The organism is Marinobacter sp. DUT-3 (assembly GCF_050379435.1).
Classification (GTDB): domain Bacteria; phylum Pseudomonadota; class Gammaproteobacteria; order Pseudomonadales; family Oleiphilaceae; genus Marinobacter.
Window position 1 is genome coordinate 340,698 of record NZ_JBNRMG010000004.1, and the last position, 24,570, is coordinate 365,267.

At 58.5% G+C, this 24,570-nt stretch carries 22 protein-coding genes; 15 read left to right on the forward strand and 7 right to left on the reverse strand.

From position 1 onward, the window contains the following. The first annotated feature begins 9 nt into the window (after positions 1-9). From ACQUWM_RS09890 to ACQUWM_RS09900, 3 genes are all read left to right on the forward strand, one after another. Positions 10-459 carry a YcfL family protein gene (locus ACQUWM_RS09890; RefSeq protein ID WP_428922021.1) on the forward strand — a complete coding sequence of 150 codons (450 nt, stop codon included), beginning with the start codon at positions 10-12 and terminating at the stop codon, positions 457-459. Next, entirely contained in the window at positions 456-1,268 is an 813-nt protein-coding gene (locus ACQUWM_RS09895) for a hypothetical protein (RefSeq protein WP_406998755.1), read from the forward strand. The genes ACQUWM_RS09890 and ACQUWM_RS09895 overlap by 4 nt, the downstream gene beginning before the upstream one ends. A 115-nt stretch (positions 1,269-1,383) precedes the next feature. Then, positions 1,384-2,517: an ankyrin repeat domain-containing protein gene (locus ACQUWM_RS09900; RefSeq protein ID WP_428922022.1), complete on the forward strand. Its 1,134-nt coding sequence runs from the start codon at positions 1,384-1,386 to the stop codon at positions 2,515-2,517. Here ACQUWM_RS09900 and ACQUWM_RS09905 read toward each other — a convergent pair whose 3' ends face one another. After that, positions 2,518-3,423 (reverse strand): acyltransferase, encoded by a 906-nt coding sequence (locus ACQUWM_RS09905; protein ID WP_406998749.1) that lies wholly within the window; start codon positions 3,421-3,423, stop codon positions 2,518-2,520. It lies immediately after the preceding gene. Positions 3,424-3,620: 197 nt separating this feature from the next. On the opposite strand from ACQUWM_RS09905, the gene ACQUWM_RS09910 reads away from it, so the two are divergent. Beyond that, positions 3,621-4,772, forward strand: coding sequence for an alpha/beta fold hydrolase (locus ACQUWM_RS09910; protein WP_428922023.1), 1,152 nt, complete (start codon positions 3,621-3,623; stop codon positions 4,770-4,772). Between the two features lie 84 nt (positions 4,773-4,856). Further along, positions 4,857-5,459 carry a TetR/AcrR family transcriptional regulator gene (locus ACQUWM_RS09915; protein WP_406998745.1) on the forward strand — a complete coding sequence of 201 codons (603 nt, stop codon included), beginning with the start codon at positions 4,857-4,859 and terminating at the stop codon, positions 5,457-5,459. Between the two features lie 19 nt (positions 5,460-5,478). On the opposite strand, the gene ACQUWM_RS09920 is transcribed toward ACQUWM_RS09915, so the two are convergent. Continuing rightward, on the reverse strand, positions 5,479-6,150 hold the full coding sequence (locus ACQUWM_RS09920) for a haloacid dehalogenase type II (protein ID WP_428922024.1): 672 nt from the start codon (positions 6,148-6,150) through the stop codon (positions 5,479-5,481). Between the two features lie 100 nt (positions 6,151-6,250). Here ACQUWM_RS09920 and ACQUWM_RS09925 point away from each other — a divergent pair, with 100 nt between their 5' ends. The 4 genes from ACQUWM_RS09925 to ACQUWM_RS09940 all read left to right on the forward strand — a co-directional run bounded on the left by ACQUWM_RS09925 (position 6,251) and on the right by ACQUWM_RS09940 (position 10,789). Then, positions 6,251-7,162: a LysR family transcriptional regulator gene (locus ACQUWM_RS09925; RefSeq protein WP_428922025.1), complete on the forward strand. Its 912-nt coding sequence runs from the start codon at positions 6,251-6,253 to the stop codon at positions 7,160-7,162. 232 nt (positions 7,163-7,394) lie between these two features. Then, positions 7,395-8,615 (forward strand): Bcr/CflA family multidrug efflux MFS transporter, encoded by a 1,221-nt coding sequence (locus ACQUWM_RS09930; protein ID WP_428922026.1) that lies wholly within the window; start codon positions 7,395-7,397, stop codon positions 8,613-8,615. A 268-nt stretch (positions 8,616-8,883) separates the two neighbouring features. Continuing rightward, a complete protein-coding gene (gene tpx / locus ACQUWM_RS09935) occupies positions 8,884-9,381 on the forward strand; it encodes a thiol peroxidase (protein WP_406998737.1) in 498 nt (165 codons plus the stop codon). 127 nt (positions 9,382-9,508) lie between these two features. After that, positions 9,509-10,789, forward strand: a complete 1,281-nt coding sequence (locus ACQUWM_RS09940) for an MATE family efflux transporter (protein WP_428922108.1) — start codon at positions 9,509-9,511, stop codon at positions 10,787-10,789. On the opposite strand, the gene ACQUWM_RS09945 is transcribed toward ACQUWM_RS09940, so the two are convergent. After that, the gene (locus ACQUWM_RS09945) at positions 10,775-11,200 is read right to left on the reverse strand and encodes a thioesterase family protein (RefSeq protein WP_428922027.1); all 426 of its coding nucleotides are present in this window, start codon (positions 11,198-11,200) and stop codon (positions 10,775-10,777) included. The two genes, ACQUWM_RS09940 and ACQUWM_RS09945, sit on opposite strands and share 15 nt — an antisense overlap. Before the next feature lie 278 nt (positions 11,201-11,478). Here ACQUWM_RS09945 and ACQUWM_RS09950 point away from each other — a divergent pair, with 278 nt between their 5' ends. Then, positions 11,479-13,119 (forward strand): MBL fold metallo-hydrolase, encoded by a 1,641-nt coding sequence (locus ACQUWM_RS09950; RefSeq protein ID WP_428922028.1) that lies wholly within the window; start codon positions 11,479-11,481, stop codon positions 13,117-13,119. 35 nt (positions 13,120-13,154) lie between these two features. Here the strand turns inward: ACQUWM_RS09950 and ACQUWM_RS09955 are convergent, their stop codons facing one another. Then, positions 13,155-13,313 carry a YqaE/Pmp3 family membrane protein gene (locus tag ACQUWM_RS09955; protein WP_144777495.1) on the reverse strand — a complete coding sequence of 53 codons (159 nt, stop codon included), beginning with the start codon at positions 13,311-13,313 and terminating at the stop codon, positions 13,155-13,157. Between the two features lie 224 nt (positions 13,314-13,537). Between ACQUWM_RS09955 and ACQUWM_RS09960 the strand changes: the two genes are divergently transcribed. Both ACQUWM_RS09960 and ACQUWM_RS09965 read left to right on the forward strand, forming a co-directional pair. Beyond that, the gene (locus ACQUWM_RS09960; RefSeq protein ID WP_428922029.1) at positions 13,538-14,974 is read left to right on the forward strand and encodes a succinylglutamate desuccinylase/aspartoacylase family protein; all 1,437 of its coding nucleotides are present in this window, start codon (positions 13,538-13,540) and stop codon (positions 14,972-14,974) included. A 45-nt stretch (positions 14,975-15,019) separates the two neighbouring features. Then, positions 15,020-15,931 carry a DMT family transporter gene (locus ACQUWM_RS09965; RefSeq protein WP_428922030.1) on the forward strand — a complete coding sequence of 304 codons (912 nt, stop codon included), beginning with the start codon at positions 15,020-15,022 and terminating at the stop codon, positions 15,929-15,931. A gap of 62 nt (positions 15,932-15,993) precedes the next feature. On the opposite strand, the gene ACQUWM_RS09970 is transcribed toward ACQUWM_RS09965, so the two are convergent. Together ACQUWM_RS09970 and ACQUWM_RS09975 are read right to left on the reverse strand one after the other, a co-directional pair. Further along, positions 15,994-16,608 carry a PEP-CTERM sorting domain-containing protein gene (locus tag ACQUWM_RS09970; protein ID WP_406998727.1) on the reverse strand — a complete coding sequence of 205 codons (615 nt, stop codon included), beginning with the start codon at positions 16,606-16,608 and terminating at the stop codon, positions 15,994-15,996. A gap of 176 nt (positions 16,609-16,784) precedes the next feature. Then, positions 16,785-17,966 carry a MalY/PatB family protein gene (locus ACQUWM_RS09975; protein WP_428922031.1) on the reverse strand — a complete coding sequence of 394 codons (1,182 nt, stop codon included), beginning with the start codon at positions 17,964-17,966 and terminating at the stop codon, positions 16,785-16,787. A gap of 224 nt (positions 17,967-18,190) precedes the next feature. Between ACQUWM_RS09975 and ACQUWM_RS09980 the strand changes: the two genes are divergently transcribed. Both ACQUWM_RS09980 and ACQUWM_RS09985 read left to right on the forward strand, forming a co-directional pair. Beyond that, complete coding sequence (locus tag ACQUWM_RS09980; RefSeq protein WP_428922032.1) at positions 18,191-19,078, forward strand: AEC family transporter; 888 nt, start codon at positions 18,191-18,193, stop codon at positions 19,076-19,078. A 121-nt stretch (positions 19,079-19,199) separates the two neighbouring features. After that, the gene (locus ACQUWM_RS09985; protein WP_428922033.1) at positions 19,200-21,707 is read left to right on the forward strand and encodes an acyl-CoA dehydrogenase; all 2,508 of its coding nucleotides are present in this window, start codon (positions 19,200-19,202) and stop codon (positions 21,705-21,707) included. A 125-nt stretch (positions 21,708-21,832) separates the two neighbouring features. Here the strand turns inward: ACQUWM_RS09985 and ACQUWM_RS09990 are convergent, their stop codons facing one another. Then, positions 21,833-23,257 (reverse strand): APC family permease, encoded by a 1,425-nt coding sequence (locus tag ACQUWM_RS09990; RefSeq protein ID WP_428922034.1) that lies wholly within the window; start codon positions 23,255-23,257, stop codon positions 21,833-21,835. Positions 23,258-23,483: 226 nt separating this feature from the next. On the opposite strand from ACQUWM_RS09990, the gene speB reads away from it, so the two are divergent. Beyond that, complete coding sequence (gene speB / locus ACQUWM_RS09995; protein WP_428922035.1) at positions 23,484-24,443, forward strand: agmatinase; 960 nt, start codon at positions 23,484-23,486, stop codon at positions 24,441-24,443. Positions 24,444-24,570 lie beyond the last annotated feature (127 nt).

The following is a 24,570-nucleotide window of genomic DNA, read 5'->3' on the forward strand; positions in this document are numbered from 1 at the left end:
AGAAACCCCATGTTTCGAACACTGATTGCAATGACCGCCGCAACCACCCTGTTGGTGGCCGGCTGCACGTCCATGCCCAGCAGCTCCACCAAACTGGAAGGGCGCACCGCCCCCGTAGAATACAACACCGTGGTGTTCACCGATTACGATCTGAGCCGCACCTGGCATGAAGGCATCATGGGAAGCGGACAAACCTATCGCCTGTCGGTGGAGAACCATGGCCGTCGCCGCACCGAAACCGGCACCACCGAAGTGTTTGCGGTTCTGCGCAATCACACCGACTACGACTACCGCATCGAGGCCCGTACCCAGTTCTTTGACCAGGATGGCGTACCGGTGGACGCCAAACCCACCTGGCAGCGCTCTACCATTCCCGCCAACAGCGTGAGTGCCTACAAGACCCTGTCCACCAGCACCCAACCGCTGAAGTACCGGGTGGAAGTCAGGGAGCTCAAATGATGAAACGACTCCTTGTCGCGGCCATGACGGCCAGCCTGTTACCACTGGCGGCCCAGGCTGCCAGTGACCACGCCCCAGCACCCATGAAAGCGGCGCCTCAGAAACCCCTGACAGCAGACGACCTGATGAACGAGGCCAATGCCTCCCGGCGGTCGGAGTCGGCCGACAGCATTCTTGAGCGCTTTCAGCGGGGTATGGGCCAGAACAATCCCAGAATGGCGGTCTTCTGGAACCGGGAGTTCAACGATCAGGTCAGTGACTGGGCCAGCCGCCGCCGGGTGGTCGTGTCCGGGGCAGGCAGCCTGCGGGGTGAAGTTCCTGAGGGCGATGTGAATCTGGATAGCGACTCCCGCGCTGCGGTTCAGAGCGAAACACGCTCCAGCAGACGTTCTGGCCCCGCCGCACCTGCCTTTGACCTGCAAAGCGGTTTTGTCTCCCAGCTGAACCGCGCCGGGGTCAAAGTTGTCGACCGTGATGCCATCATGCGCATTACCGACAACGCCCTAGAGGATGGCACCTTCGAGCGTCTGTCACCGGACCAGGCACGGCTGGAAATGCGCGCCCTCGACCAGCACGCGGATTACCTGCTGGTACTCAGCGAAGTGGCCTCCGATGACTTCCAGATCCGCGTTCTGAACGTCAAAGACGGCTCGGTCCGCACCATGGTCAGCTCCAACGGCATGCCGCCGGAAACCGAGGAAGACCGCCGCTGGATTGCCACGGAGAACGGTTTCGAGAAACGCGAGAAGCGCTTGTCCATGCGGGATGTGGGGCAGGAATTGGCATTGCAGACTCTGGCGGAATTATAAAATCGACGACTTCCCGGATTTCGGGCCTGCAGTCAGCCGCGAGTGAACAGAGCACAAGCTGATGCCTGTCTGGCGCTTTCGGACCGAATCCAAGTGTTTTTCGAGAACAGCTATTATGATCAAACGCTACATAAAGACAGCGGCATGTTTGTGCCTCACATTGACGATGATGTGGCTTTCGGGCTGCACGACGCCAAATATGAAACTGCAAAATGCATTTATTGGCGAACAGGATATTGGATTGGCAAGACAAGCGCTCGCGGAAGGCGCTGACCCCAACATGGTTTTGTACGACGGCGTTCGTCCTCTACACAAAGCTTTCATTGCTGACAAAGAAGCCTTCATCCGGGGTACTGATAACGACGGCTTTAATAAAGATCTCTTCGAACTTCTCACCTCATACAATGCGAACCTATCCATTAGTCTCGTAGAAAAAGGCGACTTACCCGCAATTTTCTTCGCCAAAACCCTCGAATCCGTGGAGGCCCTCGTGGCCGCTGGAGCCGACGTCAAACAGCGAACCTCTCAAGGTGAGACGGTTCTTCACCATTCGGCATCAATGACGCCCGCTGCCGTGGAACGACTGATGGAATTGGGCGCTGATCCTCACCTGAAAGATAAGCGTGGCGTCTCCGCGATTGACGTCGTCATTTTCGTTCGTGACTCGTCAAAAGAGCGTCTGGGCCAGCTCATCGAAAAAAATTCAGTCACCTTCGCGCAAAGCCAACGCAGACGTGCAATTCGTCTGGAGAGGATTCTGGCACTCATGGAATCGCGAGATTTCGACGAGACTCTTATAGCCAGAGAATACCCTCCTATCGATGACAATAGGCTGGAGCTGGCAAGCAAAAATATTATTCCGGACAATTCAGGGAAGTTTCTGTCCCCCTATACCAGCGACGGAGTCACTGCAGAATGGGTCAATCAGGCAATTAACGCAGGAATAGGGGCCCAGATTGGCTCAACGACTGGTGCAGCTACCGCCGGATCCATCGCAAGAGAACTGGGGGAAAGCTTTGCAGTCGTGGCTGTCGTGAGCATGGCTGGCTCCGCGATTGGCGAGGCTATTGGACGCAGTGCTGCGATAGAAACCTCTGGGGGCTGGGAGCACATCAGAGCCACATCCGACATGAGCTTCAACTCACTTGCTGATATGGCCCGATACCTCAGGCTGAAGCATGGCAACGACGAGAATTTTGACGAGGTCTTCACCGCAACCAAACAGGTGTATCCAGACCTCGCTAACTGATTAAACGCTGTCAGATTCACCCAGCATCACAGACAGGCGTTCATCCTTGGCTCGCCACTGGTCGGCGAGCCAATCCTTCACGTTCCTGCGATGCTCCGCATCCGTTGAATAATCCCGCCCCTTCAGGTGTTCCGGGATGGTCGCGGTGTGGATCTCCATTTTCACTTCCCCTACCCGACCACAGATGAAGTCCCAGAAGCTGGGCGCACCCCCGGGGTAGGCAATGGTGACGTCCACCAGCGTCTCGATGGAGTCGCCCATGGCGTCCAGCACGAAGGCAACGCCGCCGGCCTTGGGAGTGAGCAGGTGGGTGTAGGGGGATTTCTGCTTGTCATGCTTGGCCTGGGTGAACCGCGTGCCTTCAACGAAATTCATGACACTGACCGGGGTATAACGGAACTTTTCGCAGGCCTTGCGGGTGGCCTTGAGATCTTCACCACGCTTCTCGGGATGTTTGATCAGGTAGTCCCGGGTGTAGCGCTTCATGAACGGGAAATCCAGCCCCCACCACGCCAGACCAATCACCGGTACCCAGATCAGCTGCTGCTTCAGGAAGAACTTCAGAAACGGCGCGCGGCGATTGAATACCCGCTGCATGGCGAAGATATCGACCCAGCTCTGGTGGTTACTGAGCACCAGGTACCAGCTTTCCCGCTGCAGATTCTCCGCGCCTTTCACCTCCCAGCGGGTGCCATGGGTCAGTTTCATCCATCCGGTGTTGCAGGCCACCCAGGATTCGGAGATCCAGATAATGACGCGGGTGCAGAGCACGCGGAAGCCCTGGTGTGGGATGACCAGTTTCAACAGCGCCGGAATGTAGAGCAGCAGGCACCAGAACAGAGTGTTGATTCCCAGCAGGATGGAGCTGAGGACGCCGATAATGGGAGCAGGCAGAAAGCTGAGCATGGTGGTCCTGTTTTGGTTGTTGTTTCCAATGGGGTGCAATCATATCAACCAGAATGGTGATTGGGCAGTGGCCCGAAGTGACCGGTGTGCCCTGACTATGTGACGGTGATGCCATAGCTCAATTCAAATTGCAGCGGTAGCCTTCACGAAAACGTCAAGCATCAACGTGAGTTGCGAATCCCACTATGGACATCCCCATGCCAAACCTCTTCAAATCCATGGCTGACAAAGCGTCGGGGCTCACCCGGCAAACGGCCCTGTACGCCGGCAATGCCTTCGACCGTGTTTTCCGCGCCGCCAGCCTGGTGCAGGCGGGGCAAACGCCGTTTGAAACGCTGTATACCGATGGACTGGTCAGTCTGCGGTATTACCCGCCGCTGGCGGAGGATTTTATCGAGCTGGATGGCGAGACCATTGCGGTGGAGCGCACCGCTCACAAGACGCCGATTGTGATTGTGCCGCCACTGGCGGTGAATATGCTGATCTACGACCTGTTTCCCCAGCGCAGTCTGGTGCGCTTCCTGCGGGCGAAAGGATTTGAGGTGTACCTGATCGACTGGGGTATCCCGACCCGTCAGCACAGTCACTACAATCTGCACACCTATGTCGCGGAGTTTTTGCCGGCCTATCTGAACCGGGTACGGGAACACAGTGGCGAGCAGGAGTTGTCGCTGCATGGCTGGAGCATGGGCGGCATGTTTACGCTGTTTTACTCCGCCCTTAGCAAGGATCAGCACATCCGCAATGCGGTGGTTCTGGGTTTGCCCATCGACAGTCACGCGTCCGGTCTGATGGGGCTTATGTACCAGCGGGTGGCGGATGTCGCGGATTTTGTGCGCAAGCGCACCGGTTTTCGCATCCACGATGTCAAACCCCACTGGTTTCACACACCGGGCTGGGCCAATACCATCGGTTTCAAGCTGACCAATCCGATCGGCAGTGTGATGGGGTACTGGGAGCTGATTGTGCGGCTGGGTGACCGGGAGTTTGTCAGTAACCACGCGACGACGTCGGCGTTTCTCGACCGGATGGTGGCATACCCGGGCGGGGTTATTCAGGACACGGTGGTGCGGATCTGGATCGACAATCAGCTGTCGCAAGGTGAAATTCAGATTGGTGAAGATGTCGCCCGCCTGGAAAATGTGAATGCCAACTTACTGGCCATCGCCGGTCAGGAGGACACTCTGGCGACACCCGGTGCGGCCAAGCGGGTGATGGATCATGTCAGCTCTGCTGACAAGACGTTCCGCGTGGCGCCCGGCGGGCATATGGGGATTCTGGCAGGCAGCAAGGCGCCTCGGGAAAGCTGGCTGGAACTGGCAGAATGGTTGGCGGAGCGATCTGACTGAGTTTTCATCGTCCGGGTTAGCCGGCAGGGTGCTACTATTAGGGAAGGAAAACTGAAGACACCCTGACCGAAAAGGAAGGATTCCATGCCCCCGAAGTCAGAGGAAACAAAAACCGATTCCGCTCCCCAGGCCGAACGTAAACAACTGGTTGCCATCGCCCGCGACATTGTTCGCAGCGACGGTATGGCCGCACTCACTCTCGAGGCACTGGCGGAGAAAAGCAATACGCCACTGTCGACCGTCGAATCCCTGTTCAGTGACAAACCTGGCCTGATCCGTGCGCTCTACGAGGCCTGGGTGGAAGAATGGCAACGCAGGCTGATGGCAGCCCTCCCCGAGACACCGCCGGAAGCCATGCTGCGACAGGCTGCCCACATCTACCGTGAACTGGCCTGCTCCGATCGCGCCCTGTTCCTGGCGGCCAGCACCCCCATTGCCATTGAGGCCGACCTGTTCGGCGTATTGTCCAGGTCGACCGCGTTTGAGCTGTTTGCCAACTTCCTAAAGACTGGCATGGCCGAGCGCCGATTCCGTGTCACCGCGGATCCCGATGCCACCGTCCGTACCCTGTGGGCCGTGGTGCATGGCGCCGTGCTGCTGGAAATCTGCAGCGGCGACGACGAACTGACCGGCAAGCGGACGCTGGATGAGAGCATCAACCTGATGACCCGGGGGCTACAGCGCTGACGGGCTCCGGAATTCCTTTCTAGAGGTGCTTAAGGGCCGCGGGCAGCTCTGAAAGACTGTTTATTACCGCTGACGGCTCTATGCCCCAGTCTTCAAAGACTTTGTTGGTATCTCTCTGCACCCAGACCGCTTTCAAGCCGGCGGCTCGTGCGCCAATCACGTCCCAGGCATTACTCGATACCAGACATAGCGGTTCGTCCCAGGCTCCCGTTGCCCTTCTGGCATAGGTGTATACGGCCGGGTCAGGTTTGAAACTCTTGATATCGTCAACGGAAACCAGGCCTTCGAACTGATCCAGCAGATTATTATGGCCCAGTACTTTTTCCAATGCCGGATAGCTTCCGTTAGAGAATGCGAACAGCGGATAATCGCCTTTCAGGGCTTTCAGGGCCGGCAGTGCGTCGTCGAAGGCCGGCAGGGAGAGGTAGGCGGCCATGAGCTCGTCTTCGCGGTCGCTGGTCAGGTCCAGTTTGTAGGTGGCCATGGCGTACCGCAGGGCCTGACGGGTGCAGACGCCGAAGTCTTCGTAGACCCGCATCAGACCTTTGCGAAAAGAGAACTCCAGTTGCTTCTCCCGCCACAAGGCACTGACGGCCTCTGCACTTTCTCCGGCGTCCTGCTCTAACAGATCCGCCATGCCCATGGGATCGACCAGCGTGCCGTATACATCGAACGCAAGTTTGAGCGTCATGGTGCCTCCTGACATTATTGAGCGATCACTCACCATACACTAGTTCAGGGATCCTACTTTGTGTATGCGACCAGGGTGTAAGTGGATTACACTGCGATCCATGAACGGCATCGATACATTAAACCTCGACACTCGCTCCCTGAGCACCTTTCTGACGGTGCTTGATGAAGGCAGCGTTTCCCGCGCGGCCATTCGCCTGGGGGTCAGCCAGTCGGCCGTGAGTCACACCCTGGACCGGTTGCGCCAGTCACTCGGGGACCCGTTGTTTGTAAAGTCCGGACGCGGCATTGCGCCGACCCAGTACGCGCTGCGGGCGGGGCCCCATATCCGCCAGATACTGGATGACCTGCAGTCCCTGTCCAGCGGACCGCCGTTCACGCCCGCGACCGCGGAGTTCACCTTCACCATCGCCGCCAACGATTACCAGCGTGATCTGCTGTTACCCGGGTTGGTCAGTACCCTGCGGCGGGAGGCTCCAGGCATTCGGCTGCAGGTGATTCCCTCCGGCATTCCGACTGCCGACATGCTCCGCAAGGATGTCTGCGACCTGATCATCTCGCCCCACGCCCCAGAGGCGACGGATATCATGCAACGTGGATTGATGGCCGACCGTATGGTGGTGTTCTACGATCCGGATTACCGCGAGCCGCCACAGGACACGACGGAATACCTCAAGGCGGACCATGTGTCCCTGTTGTTCGCCACCGGTGAAAAGCCGGCTCTGGAAACGTCACTGAACACCCGCGGGCTGACCCGGCGCAATGTGGTCACCGTGTCCAATTTCTCAGGTCTGCCGGAATTCCTGCGTGGTACCGATATGCTGGCTACCGCACCGGAACGTATGAGTAATCACTTACTCAGGGGCTTCGCCTCGGTTCCCCTGCCCTTCGACTTCAAACCTTTCACGCTGCTGATGCTCTGGCACCGCCGCAACCAGAACGACCCCGCCCACCGCTGGCTTCGCAACCAGGTCAACGCCGTGGCGGCGACGATGAATGGTCTAAACGAATAATCAATCGATTTCGTTCATACGTTGTATGAAGCGATAAGCCGTTATCCCTGAGACGCACGGGCGTACACTTCCCTGACTCCGAGTAGGTCGCAGGTAGTGGGGAGGGGCTTTCCGAAACACGCTGTAAATACATCCATGTACGCTCCGCTCCGCCATCCATGGCTCCGCAGGGTTTCGGAAATCCCCTCCCCACTACCTGCTCGCTCACTTTCAGAACAGACCGAGAAACTTCATGCTTGCGCTGACCAGTGTCTGGACAACGATATTACTTGCTGCCGCTGTAGCCCTAGGGCCGCTGGCCACCGATATGTATCTGCCGGCGCTGCCGCAGATCGGCAGCGATTTCGGCACCGGTACCGATCAGGTACAGCTCACCCTCAGCCTGTACATGATGGGATTTGCACTGGCGCAATTGGTTTGCGGCCCGCTGGCCGACCGCTTTGGCCGCAAACCGATTATGATCGGCGGTTTTCTGCTATTTGCCCTCGCCAGCATTGGGTGTGCCTTCGCCACCAATATCGAAACTCTGATGCTCTGCCGCTTCCTGCAGGCCCTCGGCGGCTCCGCTGGCCCGGTACTGGGCCGAGCCGCGATTCGTGACATCTACACGCCACGTGAGGCTGCGCGCATCATGGCCATCCTGGCCAGCATCATGGCGCTGGCGCCTGCCGTGGCACCGACCATCGGCGGGTTTATGGTCTCCGGCCTGGGCTGGGCCTCCATTTTCATCGTACTGGCCGGCTATGCACTGATCATGGCCGTGGTGGTGGCCTTCGGCATTCCCGAACCCATGCGCCCGGAATACCGCCAGCCCCTGCGGCTGTGTAGCCTGCTGCGAAACTACCGCACCATCGCCACGGACATCAGCTTCCTCGGTTATACCCTGACCAACGCGCTGATTTTCTCCGGCCTGTTCGCATTTCTGTCCGGCTCATCCTTCGTGCTGATCGATTTCCTGGGCGTGGAGCCCGAGCATTTCGGACTCTTCTTCGCCTGCATCGTGGTGGGCTACGTCACCGGCAACCTGAGTGCCATCCGCCTCGGCAGCCGGCTGGTACCGGACCAGATCCTGGTGCGGGGCCTCACCATCGCCGTGGTTGGTGGCGCGATCATGGCCGGCCTCGCCGTAGCCGAAATTTACAGCGTCTGGGCGGTCATCCTGCCCCAGGCCCTGTTCATGGTCGGCGTCGGCATGGTCCTGCCCCAGACCATGGCCGGCGCCATGGCCAACTTCCCCCACATGGCCGGCTCCGCGTCCGCGCTGTTCGGCTTCACCCAGATGGCCGTCGCCGCTCTGGCGGGCATACTCGTTGGTCACCTGCACGACGGCACTTCCCTGGTCATGGCCACCATCATCGCCGCCAGCGCCGCCGCAGCTCTGGCCAGCTACCTGCTACTGGTTCAGCGACACCCCGCAGTTGGTTTTGAATCACAACCAGTATCGACGCGGTAGTCAGAAGAAAAAAGAGTGCAACTCCCAAGATCGGGATCGGCCAGGACAGCCCTGCCCAAAACTGTGCGGAGCCATGGATGGCGGAGCCCAAGCGTCACAAGGATGTGCCGAAGGAGCGTGTTTTGGGCAGGGCTGTCCTGGCCGATCTTTCCCAATGTTGAAGAGTTTTCAAAACTTGCCATACAGTATGGCGGAGATGCAAAGTCACCCAATCTGAGCTAAACAGAGTAAGCTGTCCTAGCAGAATCCAGACAACAGGAGCATCGCAATGAGCAACGTAACCCTCGATGGTAACCCCATAGAAGTCAGCGGGAAATTCCCCACACCCGGCGACAACGCCCCGCCCTTCACCCTGACAAGCAGCGGCCTGGAAGAAGTTAAACTCGAAAACTGGGCCGGCAAACGCAAAATCCTCAACATCATCCCCAGTATCGACACCGGCGTGTGCGCCGCATCCACCCGCAAATTCAACGAAAAAGCCGGCAGCCTGGACAACACCGTCGTCCTCGTCATCTCCGCCGACCTGCCGTTCGCAGCGGGCCGCTTCTGTGGCGCCGAAGGAATCAAGGACGTCGAAACCCTCTCCACCTTCCGCAACTACAGCTTCCAGCAGGACTATGGCGTTGCCATCCAGAGTGGCCCCCTGGCCGGTCTGTGTTCCCGCGCGGTGGTAGTGCTTGATGAAAGCAACAAGGTATTGCACAGCGAGCTGGTCAGTGAAATCAAAAACGAACCGGATTATGACGCAGCCCTGAAGGTACTTTGATCCTGTTCAGTGTCGGGTTACGCTTCGCTAACCCGACCTACCGTCACTTCAAAGACCTGATCCGAGCACCAGACCACCCGTGAGCACCCCACCCGACAACACCACCCTCGCCCGCCAGCTGTTTTCCATGACCTGGCCCATGCTGTTCGGGGTGCTCTCACTGATGACCTTCCAGTTGACCGACAGTGCCTTTGTGGGTCAGCTGGGGCGTGATCCACTGGCCGCCCTTGGCTTTACCGTTCCCATGCAGCAACTGGTCAGCGGCATGTACGTTGGCCTGGGCATTGCGACCACGGCCATCATTTCCCGTACCCTCGGCCAGAACGACGAACTCAGGGCACAGCGACTGGGCGGACTGGTGATTACCGTGGGTGCGTCCCTGGCGCTGCTGCTGTGCGCGTCGGTCTGGTTACTACAAACCCACATTCTGACCCTCCTCGGCGCGGAGCAGTCGCTGCTGCCCGTCATCAACGAATACTGGGCGCCCTGGCTGGTGTCCGCCTGGACAGGCGCCATGCTCTACTTCGGATACAGCATCTGCCGCTCCCATGGCGACACCAAGCTGCCGGGCTACCTGATGATCGCCACCAGCCTGCTCAACATCGCGCTGGATCCGCTGTACATCTTCGTTTTTGGCTGGGGGCTTCCCGGAGCAGCCTGGGCAACAATTACGGCCTTTGGCATTGGTGCTCTGGTCATCTACCCGATCCTGTTCCAGCGCCAGTGGATCAGCTTCCAGTTGCGGCAACTCAGCCTTGGCAAGGCACTGAGGCAGCTCAACGGCATCATGGCGCCAGCCATGGTCAGCCAGCTGATGCCGCCAGCCTCGGCCATGTTAGCCACGGCCCTGGTGGCGGGATTCGGGTCTGCCGCTGTCGCCGCCTGGGGGCTGGGAACCCGCCTGGAGTTTTTCTCGATAGTGGTGGTGTTGGCGCTGACCATGTCCATGCCGCCGATGATCGGGCGCATGCTGGGGGCCGGCGACATCGGACAGATTCGCAAACTGGTGCGGCTGGCTGTGCGTTTCGTGGTTGGCTGGCAGTTGGCCATTGGCCTGATCTGGGTATTGGCCTCCGGCCTGGTGGCGCAGCTGTTTAGCAGCGATGCCGAAGTGCAGGAGGTGCTGGGCAACTATCTGGTGCGGGTGCCACTCAGTTACAGCGGGCTGGGCGTCTGCATGCTGATGGTGTCGGTGTGCAATGCCCTGGGCCTGTCACTGAGAGCCTTACTGGTTTCCACGTTACGGCTGTTCGTCTGTTTTCTGCCACTGCTCTGGGTTGGCTCCCAAATCAGCGGCCTTACCGGCCTGATGAGCGGGGCGCTGGTGGGCAATCTGATGGCCGGCGCGATGGCTTATACCTTCTACCGCGCCGGCATGGCTAAACTCCAGCGATCAGGCGAAGCGTGAACGGAAGTCTTCAGGCATTGGCACAACAGCCTTACGCTGGTAGTTGAAGAACACAAAGCCGTACTTGGCCAGTGCTACCGGTTGGCCGCTCTCGGCTTTGCTGACGCGGAATACGAAATCGCCCCCGTACTTGTTGAAGTCCATAAGCCCAACCTCAAATCGCAGCATTTCCGGGAAAAACGATTCGGACTGGTACATGGTGGCCAGGTCAGTAACGATGATCCCCACGCCATTCTGATCGGCTTCCTGGATGCCGTACTTCACCAGGAACTGGGCCCGAGCTTCCGAGAGCATGGATATGAGGGCGTCGTTGCCCAAATGATTGGCGCCGTTGATATCGGTGATCCGAACCGGCATCTTGGTTTCAAAACAAAAAACGTCATCCGGAAAAGAGAGCTTTATACGGGCCACGGTCGGGTACCTGTTTCTATACAAGTTCAGTTTGAGGGCGGAATCATACGCTCTTGGACTTTAGTGGTCATCTCAGGACGTTCTTATTGAAATCGGTTATCTTGCTAGTGATCCCTTGCGCCTCTTAACTTGGGGGTAGCGATGGTAGTAAATGGCTTTCCAAAACATGCTCAAGCACATCCATGTGGCGCTTGGGCTCCGCACAGTTTTGGAAAGCCATTTCCTACCATCGTTCCAACCTTGTCAGCGCACCCAAATAAAACGATTACGGAAAGTCTATGGATATTCGCCCTGCTGCCACGCTGGTTCTGACACGCGACACCCCTGAAGGTCTCCAGGTGCTGCTTTTGCAACGCACCTGGGACGCGGTTTTCATGCCCGGTTATTTTGTGTTTCCCGGCGGCGCGGTGGATGAACAGGAACCTCTCGGTCGCGAACACGCTCTTGGCCCGGCTGATTCGGAAATCAGTCAGACCATGAGTGTCGACGAAGGCGGTGCCGATTATATGCTCGCGGCGGTGCGCGAGTGTTTTGAGGAGGCCGGCATTCTGGTGGCAATGGATGCCGACGGGGCGACGATTGGTGGAGACCATCCGGTTCATGGTGAGCGTCAGGCGCTGTTCAGCGGCAAACGGTCTCTGGCGCAGTTGTGCGCGCAGCATGGGTTGGCGATTCCGCTGGATCGGTTGGCGTATCTGGGGCACTGGATCACGCCTCCGGGACCGCCGCGGCGGTTTGATACCCGGTTTTTTGTGACGATCGCGCCGGAAGGCCAGGTGGCCAGCCATGATGGCGTGGAGACGATTGATCATGTGTGGATCAGTCCTGCCCTGGCGTTAGAGGAACACCGCAACGGTGAACGTTTGCTGGGGCTGCCGACGATTCGCACGCTGCGGGTGTTGAGCAGCTTTGATAACGCGGACGCGGTGATGCGCTATGCCCATGCCAATCCGCCGGAGCCATACCCGGATCAGCCATGGCCGGCGCTGAAGAAGGGCAAGCCGGTGATGCTGGAACCCGGTTCGCCGGCCTATGACGAGGCCGCCAAGCTGGACCCGGAAGGGGAAGGTTCGACCCGGGCGGAGATTGTGCCCGGGGAACCGGTGGAGATCGCCGCCGGGGTGATCCGGTTGACAGCGCCCAACCCGGGGATGATGACCGGGCCGGGTACCAATACCTATCTGTTCGGCCATGAACGGTTTACGGTGCTGGATCCGGGGCCGGACGATGAAACCCACATTGAGCGCATCCTGGAGCTGACCGGCGGAGTGATTGATCAGGTGGTGGTGACCCATACCCACCGGGATCACTCCCCGGCCACCGCGGCGCTGAAAGCCAGGACCGGATGCCGGGTATTCGGGTTGCCGGCGCCTGCTGGTGCATCCCAGGATCAGACCTTCGCACCGGACGATGAGCCGGAACACGGCGATCTGATCGTTACCGACGCAGGCATTCTGAAGGCGATTCATACGCCCGGTCACGCCTCAAACCATATCTGCTACCTGCTGTTGGATCAGGAACTGCTGTTTTCCGGGGATCACATCATGCAGGGGTCCACGGTGGTGATTAATCCGCCGGATGGGGATATGAAGGCGTACCTGGAGGCTTTGTACGATTTGCTGGCCGAACCGGTCCGCTATATTGCGCCGGCGCACGGTTTCCTGATGGGGCAACCGGAAGCGGTGATTGATTACCTGATCACCCACCGGCTGGCGCGGGAGCACAAGGTAGCCAAGGCCCTGAAGCAGCTTGCTCCGGTGACTCTGAAGGATCTGACGGCAGCGGCCTATGATGACGTACCGCAGGCCATCCACGGGCTTGCGGCACGCTCGGCGCTCGCGCACCTGCTGAAACTGAAAGCGGATGGCAAGGCCGCGGAAAAAGGTGATCACTGGTCTGCCATCGGCAGGAGGCAATGAAAAAGCCCGGCGTTGCCCGGGCTTGTCGCTTCCACCTATTTTTTGGCAATGATGTAGACGGCGTGAACGATGCCGGGAATGTAACCGAGAAGGGTCAACAGGATGTTGATCCAGAAGTGCTTGCCGATACCCACCTGCAAAAAGACACCTAACGGCGGTAACAAAATCGCAATCAAAATTCGCAAAAGATCCATACAGTTTACTCCCTTCAGCACGTATAAGTGTCACATGAACGCAAAATGTTGCCTGTAGATCTACTACATAGGTCATTTTGCGGGAATGCACAAAGATTTCATGAAGGTGGCATTAAACCTTTGTCACAGCCGTATTCATGATAGCAGGGGCGCTTTATCCTAGAGGCCGTTTTCGCCGCCGGATCTGGGAGCTGTCCCGACTGGCTGCCGACCTGAGAGGAATTATGCTGTTTAACCGGTTCAAAAACCTGACATTCATCGGCCTGTCACTCGGTGCTCTGATCACCGTGCATCCCGTTTTGGCCAATCAGAACGGAGAGGCCAAGGAAGTCCTGCTGGCAGAGCTCGCAGAGGACGAGAGCGTTGAGGATGTGGAGAACTCCGAGCCCCGCAAAAGCTCACGGGCCGGGTCTGCAAGCGAAAAAGCAGCACAGAGGGACGATCAGGAGGATACCCGTCAGCCGGAGTCTGCTGGGACGGAAAGCAAGAAACCCCAAAAGGTCGCCCCCAACATTGATCTCAAAGAGATCGCTCCCGTCCCTGAGCCGCCCAGGGAAGAAGAGGTCAGTGAATCTGCCGGGGATTCCCTGGAACCCGGCGGGGCCGATGTAAAAATCGAAGTCGCCGATGGCTCAGGCAACGCGCCCGACACTTCGAAAGCTGACAGTGAAGCGGATTCTGAAACAGAAGAACCGGAAGCGGCCAGTACTTTCGAGCTGCTGGGATCCAAAGTCCGTCCTGGCACCTCCACGCGCCTGGCATGGTCACCGAACATACAGATTGCCGGACTGTCGCAGCCTACACCGGTGCTGGTGGTCAATGGCGTCAATGCGGGCCCCACTCTGTGCCTGACCGGCGCGGTTCACGGTGACGAGCTCAACGGCATCGAGATCGTTCGCCGCACGGTCTACGACCTCAACCCCGAGAAACTCTCCGGCCGGGTTGTAGGCATTCCCATCGTCAATCTGCCGGGTTTCCAGCAAGGTACCCGCTACCTGCCGGATCGCCGTGACCTGAATCGCCATTTTCCGGGCAGCCCGGATGGCAGTCTGGCAGATCGCATTGCTCATTCACTGTTTGAGAGCGTGATCCGCAAATGCGACATGCTGGTGGACATCCACACCGGCTCACAAAAGCGCACAAACCTGCCTCAGTTGCGGGCGGACATGAACAATCCGGATGTGGCAGCCTTCACCCGTGGCTTTGACCGCATGGCGGTGGTCCACAGTTCAGGCTCCTCCGGCATGCTACGCACGGCGGCGGTGGAAGCCGGTATTCGTACCGTGACCATGGAAGCTGGCGAATCTCACCGCATTCAGGAACATCAGATTGATGCGGGCGTAAACAGCCTGACCAGCCTGCTGGAAAAGGAAGGCATGATTTCCCGGATGTTCGTCTGGGGAGACCCGGAACCGGTTTACTACGATTCCAACTGGATCCGCGTGCCAAACGGCGGCATCCTGTTCAGTGAAGTGGATCTCGGCGCCCGTGTTTCCGAAGGTGAGGTTCTGGGCTATGTGGCCGACCCTATCACCAACGCCCAGCACCCTATCCGAGCGGCCAGCAACGGTCGCATCATTGGCATGGCCGTGGATCAGGTGGTGATGGCCGGCTTTGCGGCCTACCACGTTGGTACGGAGGCAGAAGTTCCCGGCGAGTAGTATGCTACCGGCTTCCGACGTTTTCGAACGACAACAGGAGCTGGCGTGTCTATTCATTCCCCGAAGCCAATATGGCTGGCCTACGTTGGGCTGGTACTGACACCGTTATTCTGGGCAGGCAACGCTGTGGTTGCCAAGGGTGCGGTCGACAGCATCCCGCCCTTGTCCATGTCATTCTGGCGATGGGTGATCGCCCTGGCGGTTATCCTGCCCTTCGGCCTCCCGGGCGTGTTGCGCCACCGTCAGGTTATCCGCCAGTACCTGGGGTCCATGCTTATACTGGCCACCTTCAGCGTGGCAGCGTTCAACTCGCTGCTGTACTACGCCGCCATCACTACCAGTGCCACCAACATTGCCCTGATCAACGCCACCATTCCCATTTTCATTGCCTTGCTGGCCTGGCTGCTCCTGGGTGACCGGACCCGCCCGGTTCAGCTACTGGGCATCCTGTTGGCCGTGCTGGGAATACTGACGGTCGTCGCCCGTGGACAGTTGTCGGTGCTTACGAAACTCGAGGCCCAGCCCGGGGATCTGATCATGGTGGCTGCAGTGTTCAGCTGGGGGCTGTTCTCTGTGCTGCTCAGACGGCAGGCGGTGCCCTTGCCTGCGCTGACATTCCTGACCACCCAGATCGCCCTGGGCACACTGGTTATATTGCCGTTCTATCTGATAGAGCTGATGTTCTTCAAAGGGGGGTTCGAAGTTGGTCGCGCCACGATCACGCCATTATTGTATTTTGCCTTCTTCCCCGGAATCCTGGCGTACGCATTCTGGAATCACGGCGTGCATCGGGTGGGGCCTGCAAGGGCGGCCATGTTCATGTACCTGACGCCGGTGTTCGCATCGATACTGGCGGGGGTCTTCCTGGGGGAACGGCTGGGGCACTTTCACATCATTGGCGGGCTGTTAATACTGGCAGGACTGTTTCTTGCGACACGTAAAGTGCCCTCAAGCTAACCCGGAGTCAGGGGAATGGTCATCCCCCTGACTCCAACGGAACGTCTGAGGAACCTGTTCGTTCAGCCGGCGTTACGACGGGCACGCAGCCCAATACCAAGCAAGCCCAGTCCCAGCAACGCCAGGGTGCCCGGCTCGGGAACCTGTGACGCCTTGGCAATCAGCTCGATTTTGGCCTTGACCTTGGCACCGTATTTCTTGCCCTCATGCAGGCCAAAAAGATAGCCTTCATTGAATACGGCATCAAACAGGGTGACCCGAAGATGGCCATCGCCCTGGGCGCCAAAGAACAGATCCAGTGAACCGTCCCAGGTGAGTACCCCTTTCTGGAACAGGCCTCCTACCTTGTTCACCCCCACGGTCTCACCATCGATCGATCCGAACAGCACATCGGGCGAAGTGAAACTGAAGTCCACCGAGATCGGATAGGCAACTTCGTCGTCGTCCCCTACATCGGATTCATTGGTCCAGATCTTGAACAAGCTGAAATACTGGCTTTCCCCTTCGCCAAGATTGAACGTGAAAGGATTGTCAGCAATATCTGCGGAGTTAACCACCAGACCCGGATCGTCCGAGTTGAGATTGACGTCATAGCTAGCTGTTATCTGCGCCGCACTTGCCAGTGTTGGGAAAAACAATACGACGGCCAACAACGTGACCAGTGTAATTCTTGGCATACTTGCCTCCCTGGGTTTCCCCATATTCCGTTAATGAGTACCACCCAAAACAAAAGCATCGGCAATGCCAGTTTCTGTCTTTCGCTTTAAAACCAGACGCCTGTGTATTCCTGTAAACCCCACGACAACTGTGGTCGTAAAAAAAGCTGACAAGTCTTCAGGGCACACCCGACTGCTTACCGGAAACGCCGGATGACAGCCGCTTCGATGCGCTCCAGTGCCTGCTCCAGGAGCGGCCGGGGACATCCAATATTCATCCGCATGAAGCCGCGCCCGTTGTCGCCGAAGGTCGCGCCGGGATTCATACCAATGCCCGCGTCCTGCACAAAGAACTGTTTCAGCGCTTTGTCATCCGGTGTCAGCCCACGGCAATCCAGCCAGAGCAGGTAGGTTCCTTCCGGCACCGCCATGGTCACTTCAGGTATCCGCTGTGCCAGAAAGTCCGCCACAAAATCGCGATTCTGCTGAAGGTAAGGCATCAGCTCATCAAGCCAGGGACCACCATGCCGGTAGCCGGCTTCAAAGCCGGTGATGCTGAATGGATTGCATTGCCCCATGTGAAGGGAATCGAAAACTTCCTTCATTGCTCGCCGTCGGTCAGGATCAGGAATCACCAGCGCCGACAGCCCAAGTCCCGGCATGTTGAAGGTCTTGCTCGGGGCAACCGCCGTTACCAGCGCATCGCCGGCTTCCGCCAGGCGGGCAAGCATGCAATGCGTCGGCTTGTCCGGATACACCAGGTCACAGTGAATCTCATCGGACAACACCACCAGGCCGTGTCGGCGGGCAATATCCAGCACTGCCCGCAGTTCCTCATCCGTCCACACCCGGCCAACGGGGTTGTGGGGGGAACACAGCACCAACAGGCGAGCATCGTCACGGGCGGCGCACTGTTCGAGGTGTTCAAAATCCATAGTGTAACGTCCGTCGACACAGTCCAACGGATTTTCAATCACTGTCCGGTCGGTCCGCTTTACCGAACTGAAGAACGGCGGGTAGACCGGCGGCTGAATGATGACTCCCTCACCAGGCTCGGAAAATGCCAGGCACGCTGCATGAAGGGATGGCACCACGCCGGGCGCCATAAGGATCCATTCCCTTTCAATAGTCCAACCATGGCGGTCCCTGTACCAGTCGATCATCGACTGATACAGGGAATCAGGAAACAGGGTGTAGCCGTATATCGGGTGTCGGGCCCGGGTTTCCAGGGCCCGGGTGACCGCCTCCGGTGCCGGGAAATCCATATCCGCCACCCACAGCGGAATCACATCCTCCTTACCAAACACGGCCCGGCGGGCATCGAATTTTACCGAACAGGTCTGTTCGCGGATAACGGACTTGTCGAAATCTATGGGCACGTGGCACTCCGATCGGTCATGGGGACGGGTGAATGGTCATCATTCTGTGGCAGGAGTCATGACCACCGCAAGCCGTCGCATATCAGAGACATGACCGGTCCGTCTGCGGGTTTAAAGCTTTGGTCGAAGATTCACAGGTTTTCCTTGCCGAACACGGCCAACACTTGCGAACCTAACGGTTTATTGTCCATCGGCTGACCCATAACCCCTGTCGGAGCCTTCGAATGATTGGTCAGATCCTGTCCACGATGTTGCCGGTTTTCCTGATTGCCGGATGTGGCGCACTGTATGGCCGTTATCGCACGCCCGATATCCAGGGATTGAACACCCTGAACATGGAACTGTTCGTCCCCATGCTGGTGTTCGCGGTCCTGGCAGACCAGCAGGCACCACTACAGGAATACACCAGCCTCGCAGTGGCAGCCACCGTGGTGGTACTGGGTTCCGGCATTATCCTCTACCCCCTGGCCCGGGTGCTGAACCTGGATCTGAAAACCTTCCTGCCCCCGATGATGTTCAACAATTCCGGCAACATGGGCATCCCGGTACTGGTGTTCGCCTTTGGTGACGCAGCCCTGCCAGCCGCCATCGTGCTGTTTATAGTGGAGATGCTGCTGCACTTTACCGTGGGCCTCTACATGCTGGACCCGCACACCTCCATCATCAAACGGCTGCGCCTGCCCGTTGTGTTTGCCAGCATTGCCGGCCTGGCCGTCAATTTCGGCGGGGTGCCCATGCCACAGTGGCTGCTGGAAACCCTGAATATGCTCGGTGGCGTATGTATTCCACTGATGCTGTTTACCCTCGGCGTGCGTATGCTGGATGTGGATTTCAGCGACTGGAAACTGGGCATGCTGGGCGCCATTGCCTGTCCGGTCTCGGGTCTGATTCTCGCCTGGCCGATGATTGCCATACTGGATCTTCCGGGCCTTCAGGTGGCCGCCCTGTGGGTGTTCGCGGCCCTTCCGCCAGCGGTTCTCAACTACATGGTGGCAGAGCAGTACCAGCAGGAGCCTCATAAAGTGGCGTCACTGGTGCTGCTCAGCAACCTCGGCAGTCTGGTGGTGATGCCCATTGTACTGGGGCTGGTGTTTGCGGCCGGCTATGTATGATCTTCAGGCCAGAATCCGTTTTTGTTGCTTGCAACTGCCCAGTCTTTGATCGATGGTAAAGGAAGCTTCGTAATAACTGCTCAAATCTGATTGATTTCATTCGTGATACGGAGGTCTGCCCATGAGCGTCCTGCTCCTTCTGATCAGTGCACTGGTCCTGATTTATCTTGGCATTGGTGGCCAAACCGCCGCGGCGGTGATGGTCATCGCCACCGTCGTCGGTTTATTCCAGGATGGCTGGCACCTGCTCAGCATACTGTTTGGTGGTGGTTTGCTCGCCCTGGCTCTGCTGTTGGTTTTCCCCGGTGATCTCCGCCTCGACAAACTGAGCCGCCCACTGCTGGGCTGGGTGCGAAACCGCCTGCCGAAGCTCTCCGAGACGGAATCCGAAGCGCTCAAATCCGGTTCCGTGGACTGGGACGGCGAACTGTTCTCCGGCCAGCCGGAATGGTCAAAGCTGCTGGACGCCAAGCCCGCCCACCTCACTAGCGAAGAACAGGCGTTCCTGGATGGACCGGTAGAAAAACTCTGCGGCATGCTGGACGACTGGAAAATCACCCATGAAAATTACGACCTTCCGGACAAGGTCTGGAAGTTCATCCGCGAGAACGGCTTTTTTGGGCTGATGATTCCCAAGGAACAGGGTGGCAAGGGCTTCTCCCATACCGCCCACTCCGAAATCGTGATGAAAATTTCCACCCGCAGCGTGTCCGCCGCCGTCACCGTGATGGTGCCCAACTCTCTGGGCCCGGGCGAGTTGCTGATGGAATACGGCACAGATACCCAGAAAGAACACTACCTGCCCCGGCTGGCCGGAGGCGAGGAAATTCCCTGCTTTGCCCTGACCTCCCCGGTGGCCGGCTCCGACGCCGGCGCTATCCCCGACAAGGGCATCGTCTGCAAGGGGCAATGGAACGGCGAGGAAGTGCTGGGCCTGAAAGTCACCTGGAACAAACGCTACATCACCCTGGCGCCGGTAGCCACGCTGATTGGTCTGGCCATCAAGGTGTATGACCCGGACAAGCTGATGGGTGATCAGGATGAAATCGGTGTGACCTGCGTACTTGTGCCGCGCGAGACCGAAGGGGTCAACGCCGGCGCCCGTCACCTGCCGATGAACACTGTGTTCATGAACGGGCCCACCTGGGGTAACGACGTGTTTATCCCCATGGAACAGGTTATTGGTGGTCAGGACATGCTCGGAAAGGGCTGGACGATGCTGCTGGAATGCCTGTCGATTGGTCGCTCGATATCACTACCCGCCCTTGGTACCGGCGCGGGCAAAGTGGCCAGCCTCGCCACCGGTTCCTACGCGCTGACGCGGGAGCAGTTTGGCCGTTCCATCAGCCAGTTTGAGGGTGTTCAGGAGGCTCTGGAACCCATTGCCGGCTACACCTACATGATGGACGCGGCCCGCCTGCTCACCTCCGGCATGCTGGACCGGGGCGTACGCCCATCGGTGCCGTCGGCGGTGCTGAAATACCGCAACACCGATCTGATGCGGGAAGTGATCAACCACGCCATGGACGTGGTGGCCGGGCGTGGCGTCATTACCGGCCCCCGCAACTTCCTGGCCCGCGCCTACCAGGCGGTCCCCATCGGCATCACCGTCGAGGGCGCCAACATCCTCACCCGCAGCCTGATGATCTTTGGCCAGGGCGCGATTCGTTGCCATCCGTTCATCGTGGAGGAAATTGAAGCCGCCGGCATGGAAGATGAGGACAAGGCCGCGAAAAAATTCGATGGCATTTTTTACCGCCACATTGCCCACACCACCCGTAATGCCCTGCGGGCGTTTGTTCTGGGGCTGACCCGTGGCTGGCTGGAGCCGGTGCCACGCCAGGGCGACATCCAACCCTGTTACCGCCAGTTGGCCCGCTTCTCCGCCGCCTTCGCGCTGTTGACCGACGTCACCCTGCTGACGGTCGGTGGCGGCCTGAAAGCCCGTCAACGACTGTCAGGACGCATGGCGGACTGCCTGGTGCATCTGTACTACGCCACTGCTGTGATCAAGCAATGGCATGAGGAAGGCTACCCGGACGACCAGCGGCCACTGGTGGAATGGGGCCTGAAAACCTGTCTGCGGGACCTGCAGGACTCCATGCGCGAAGCCATCATCAACTTCCCGGTACCGGCGCTGCGCTGGCCATTACGGTTGCTGGTGTTCCCACTGGGCGCTACCGGCCTGAACGGACCCGATGACACGCTCGGCACCACAGTCGCCAACATCATTGTGAAGGATACTCCTGTGCGTCAGCGCGTCAGCCGCGGGGCGTACATCAACACCGATCCGGACGATCCACTGGGACGGGTACTGAACGCCTATCGCCTGGCCAATGAAACCGCCGAGATGCGTAGCCGGCTCCATGAAGCCATTCGCAACCGCAATGAGGACGAGGTGGATGGTATTGCCCTGTTAATGGGCCACCAACGCAAGGAACTGGTGGACTGGGCCTGCGAGCAGGGCGTTATCAAGGAGGAAGAGTGTGACAAACTGCTGGAAGCACTTGAAGCGCTGTACGACGTGATCCGGGTGGACGCCTTCGAGGGCGATGGCCTGAAAGCTCTCGCGCGTTGCGCCAAGGGCAAACGCAAAGTCGTCGAGCGGCCACCCAGGGAAGAGGATTAACCAGGGAAACGTTCTGGCTTCTGAAGGAAGGAAGCGAAACACTCGGCGAATGTCGGCACACACAAATGCCCCACCGGATTAACGGGTGGGGCATTTGCATTACTGAGTGTCGGCTTAGCGGCGGCTCATCCGTTGGCCACGCCCAATTTTATACCTACCCTGCTCTGCTGCCGATCGGCTTCCGCTGCCCGCAGTTTCTCACCGCGATATACCAGGTACTCACCAATGGCGAGAGTGATCAGTACGCCAGCGCCAACCTGCAGGGCGAACGCGGTGTCCAATGGTTCGCCGGGAACCCAGAAGAACAACAGGATGGACATCCCCAGAATGGCAATACAGAGTGTGGAAAGCGCGTAACCCATCGCATCACCACCCGGAATTTTGAACGGCCGTGGATGATCGGCATCACTGATACGCAACTTCAAAAACGCGAGGTGCATGGCGATATAGGGTAATAGGAAAATGATGGCACTGAACGAGAACAGGGTCCAAAACAGGTCTTCAAGATTATTGGCCATAAAGCCATAGATCACCATGATCGACGAGCTGATCGTACCGGTCAGAATGGCGGCGCCAACAGGGCTTTTATGCTCCTTGCTCACCCAGCCAAAGATCTCGGGCATCTCTTTTGCGTCGGCCGCTTCCGCCGCCGCACGGTTACCGCCGAGGGTCCAGGTCACCATGGTCGAGAACAGCGTAAATAACGCCATCCCTCCGATCATCAAAGCGAAGGCGTTGCCGAGCTCGCTCCCCCCAAACAGTTCCTGAAGCGTAACCGCCAGGATATCGACCATATCGACATCATCGGCCGGAACTGCGGCGAGCACACCCGCCGTACCGAAGATGTAGAAACCTGCCGCGCAGAGGCCAGCAGCCAGCATCGCACGAGGTATATTGCGTTCGGGATTGATAATCTCGTCACTCTCGGCGCTGATCAGCTCCATGCCCAAACACCCATAAACCACGACCGGCAGGTACACCAGGCCGGCTTGCAGATCGTCCATTGCCGTACCGAAACTGATGTCGTTAACGAAGCCATGCTCCAGGCCGTACGCAATACCAGTACCACCCAGGGTCAAAATAACCGCAAACTTGGTCAACGTGCCGATATTCGGAATCCACTTGCTGTAACTGAGGCGGATGCAGTTAGCCCAGGTTGTCAGGGCGCACATACCGATTCCAAGGCCGATCTGTGCCCACAGACTCATGTCGGGGACAAACAGTGCAGCAAAGATGCCGGAGAACATGATGTAAACCGCCGGCATCCACAGGGCGATATTAATCCAGTATTGCCAGGTGATCCGTGCCGCCCAGCGGGTGTTGAAGGCATCGCGTACCCAGGCGTAGATGCCGCCCTGTTCCGGGTAAGAAGTGCCCAGTTCGGCTGTGACCAACGTATTCGGGATCAGAAAAAGGACGATGACAACCAGCCACCAGAAGATAGCCGCAGGACCAACAGCCGCGGTCATGGCGATCTGATCAATCAGCAGAACCGCAGAGACGGCGTAGAGCGTGACGTCCACCGCAGTCAACGTTTTTTTATGACTCAAGGGCTTACTCATAGGGCACCACCTTATTTATTTTTGTCTACTATGGCGCCATTTTCACCTCCCCCCGCCCCCTGATATATACCCTGTTGGGGGGGGGTAGCCGAATGACCCACCTGAACAGGGTATGGTGAGCGCAGCAGGATGTTTCTAGTGTGATGACCAACATCACCAGAAAAAGCCGGCCCGAACTTAGTACCGGCAACCTATTGCAGCAAGGAGTTCGACCATGTCCGATAAAACGTTTTATGCCCCAATGAGCGGCAACGAGATGCCCCGCTTCGGCGGGCCCGCAACCTTTATGCGCCTGCCTGCGGTCGATCTCTCCGAAAAACTGGACGCGGCATTCATCGGCGTACCCTTTGACATCGGCACCTCCAACCGCCCCGGCGCCCGCCTGGCTCCCCGCGAGATCCGTGACGAGTCCCGCATGCTGCGTCCATTCAATGTATCCACCGGCGCCGATCCGTTCAACAGCCTGACCGTCGCTGATATCGGCGACGTACCGATCAACACGTTCAACCTGCAAAAAAGCATCGATATCATCGAAGCGTTTTACGACGATGTATTGGGCTGTGGCGTCGCCCCGCTGACAATGGGTGGCGATCACACCATAGCGCTGCCGATTCTGCGTGCACTGAGGAAGAAACACGGCCCGATCGGCGTGATCCATGTCGACGCGCACGCCGACATCAACGATCACATGTTTGGCGAGTCCATCGCCCACGGCACCCCATTCCGCCGCGCGGTGGAAGAAGGACTGCTCGACGGCAACCGCGTCGTACAGATCGGTCTCCGCGGCACCGGTTATTCGGCCAACGAATACGACTGGTCGCGTGACCAGGGGTTCCGCGTCGTCACCGCCGAGGAATGCTGGCATAAGTCATTGACCCCGCTGATGGAAGAGGTGCGAGAGAAGATCGGCGGCGGTCCGGTCTATATCAGCTTCGATATCGACGGGCTTGACCCTGCATTTGCCCCGGGCACCGGCACCGCTGAGGTCGGCGGCCTGACCGTGATGCAGGGCATCGAGATCATCCGCGGCGCCCGCGGGCTGGATATAGTCGGCGCCGACCTGGTTGAAGTCTCGCCACCCTTTGATATGAGCCGCAACACCTCGGTGGTGGCCGCCAACCTGCTCTACGAGATGCTGTGCGTGCTACCCGGGGTTCAGTACAGCAAGCGCTAAACCACGCAAACGCAGGCCCTGCCTGCGTTTTTTTCTGTCGCCCAAAGCAGCCAACTTTACTCAACATTCGCACTCTCTCTCACGCTCTACCCTGTTCAGGTACCTACCAAACGAGGGTATTCAATCC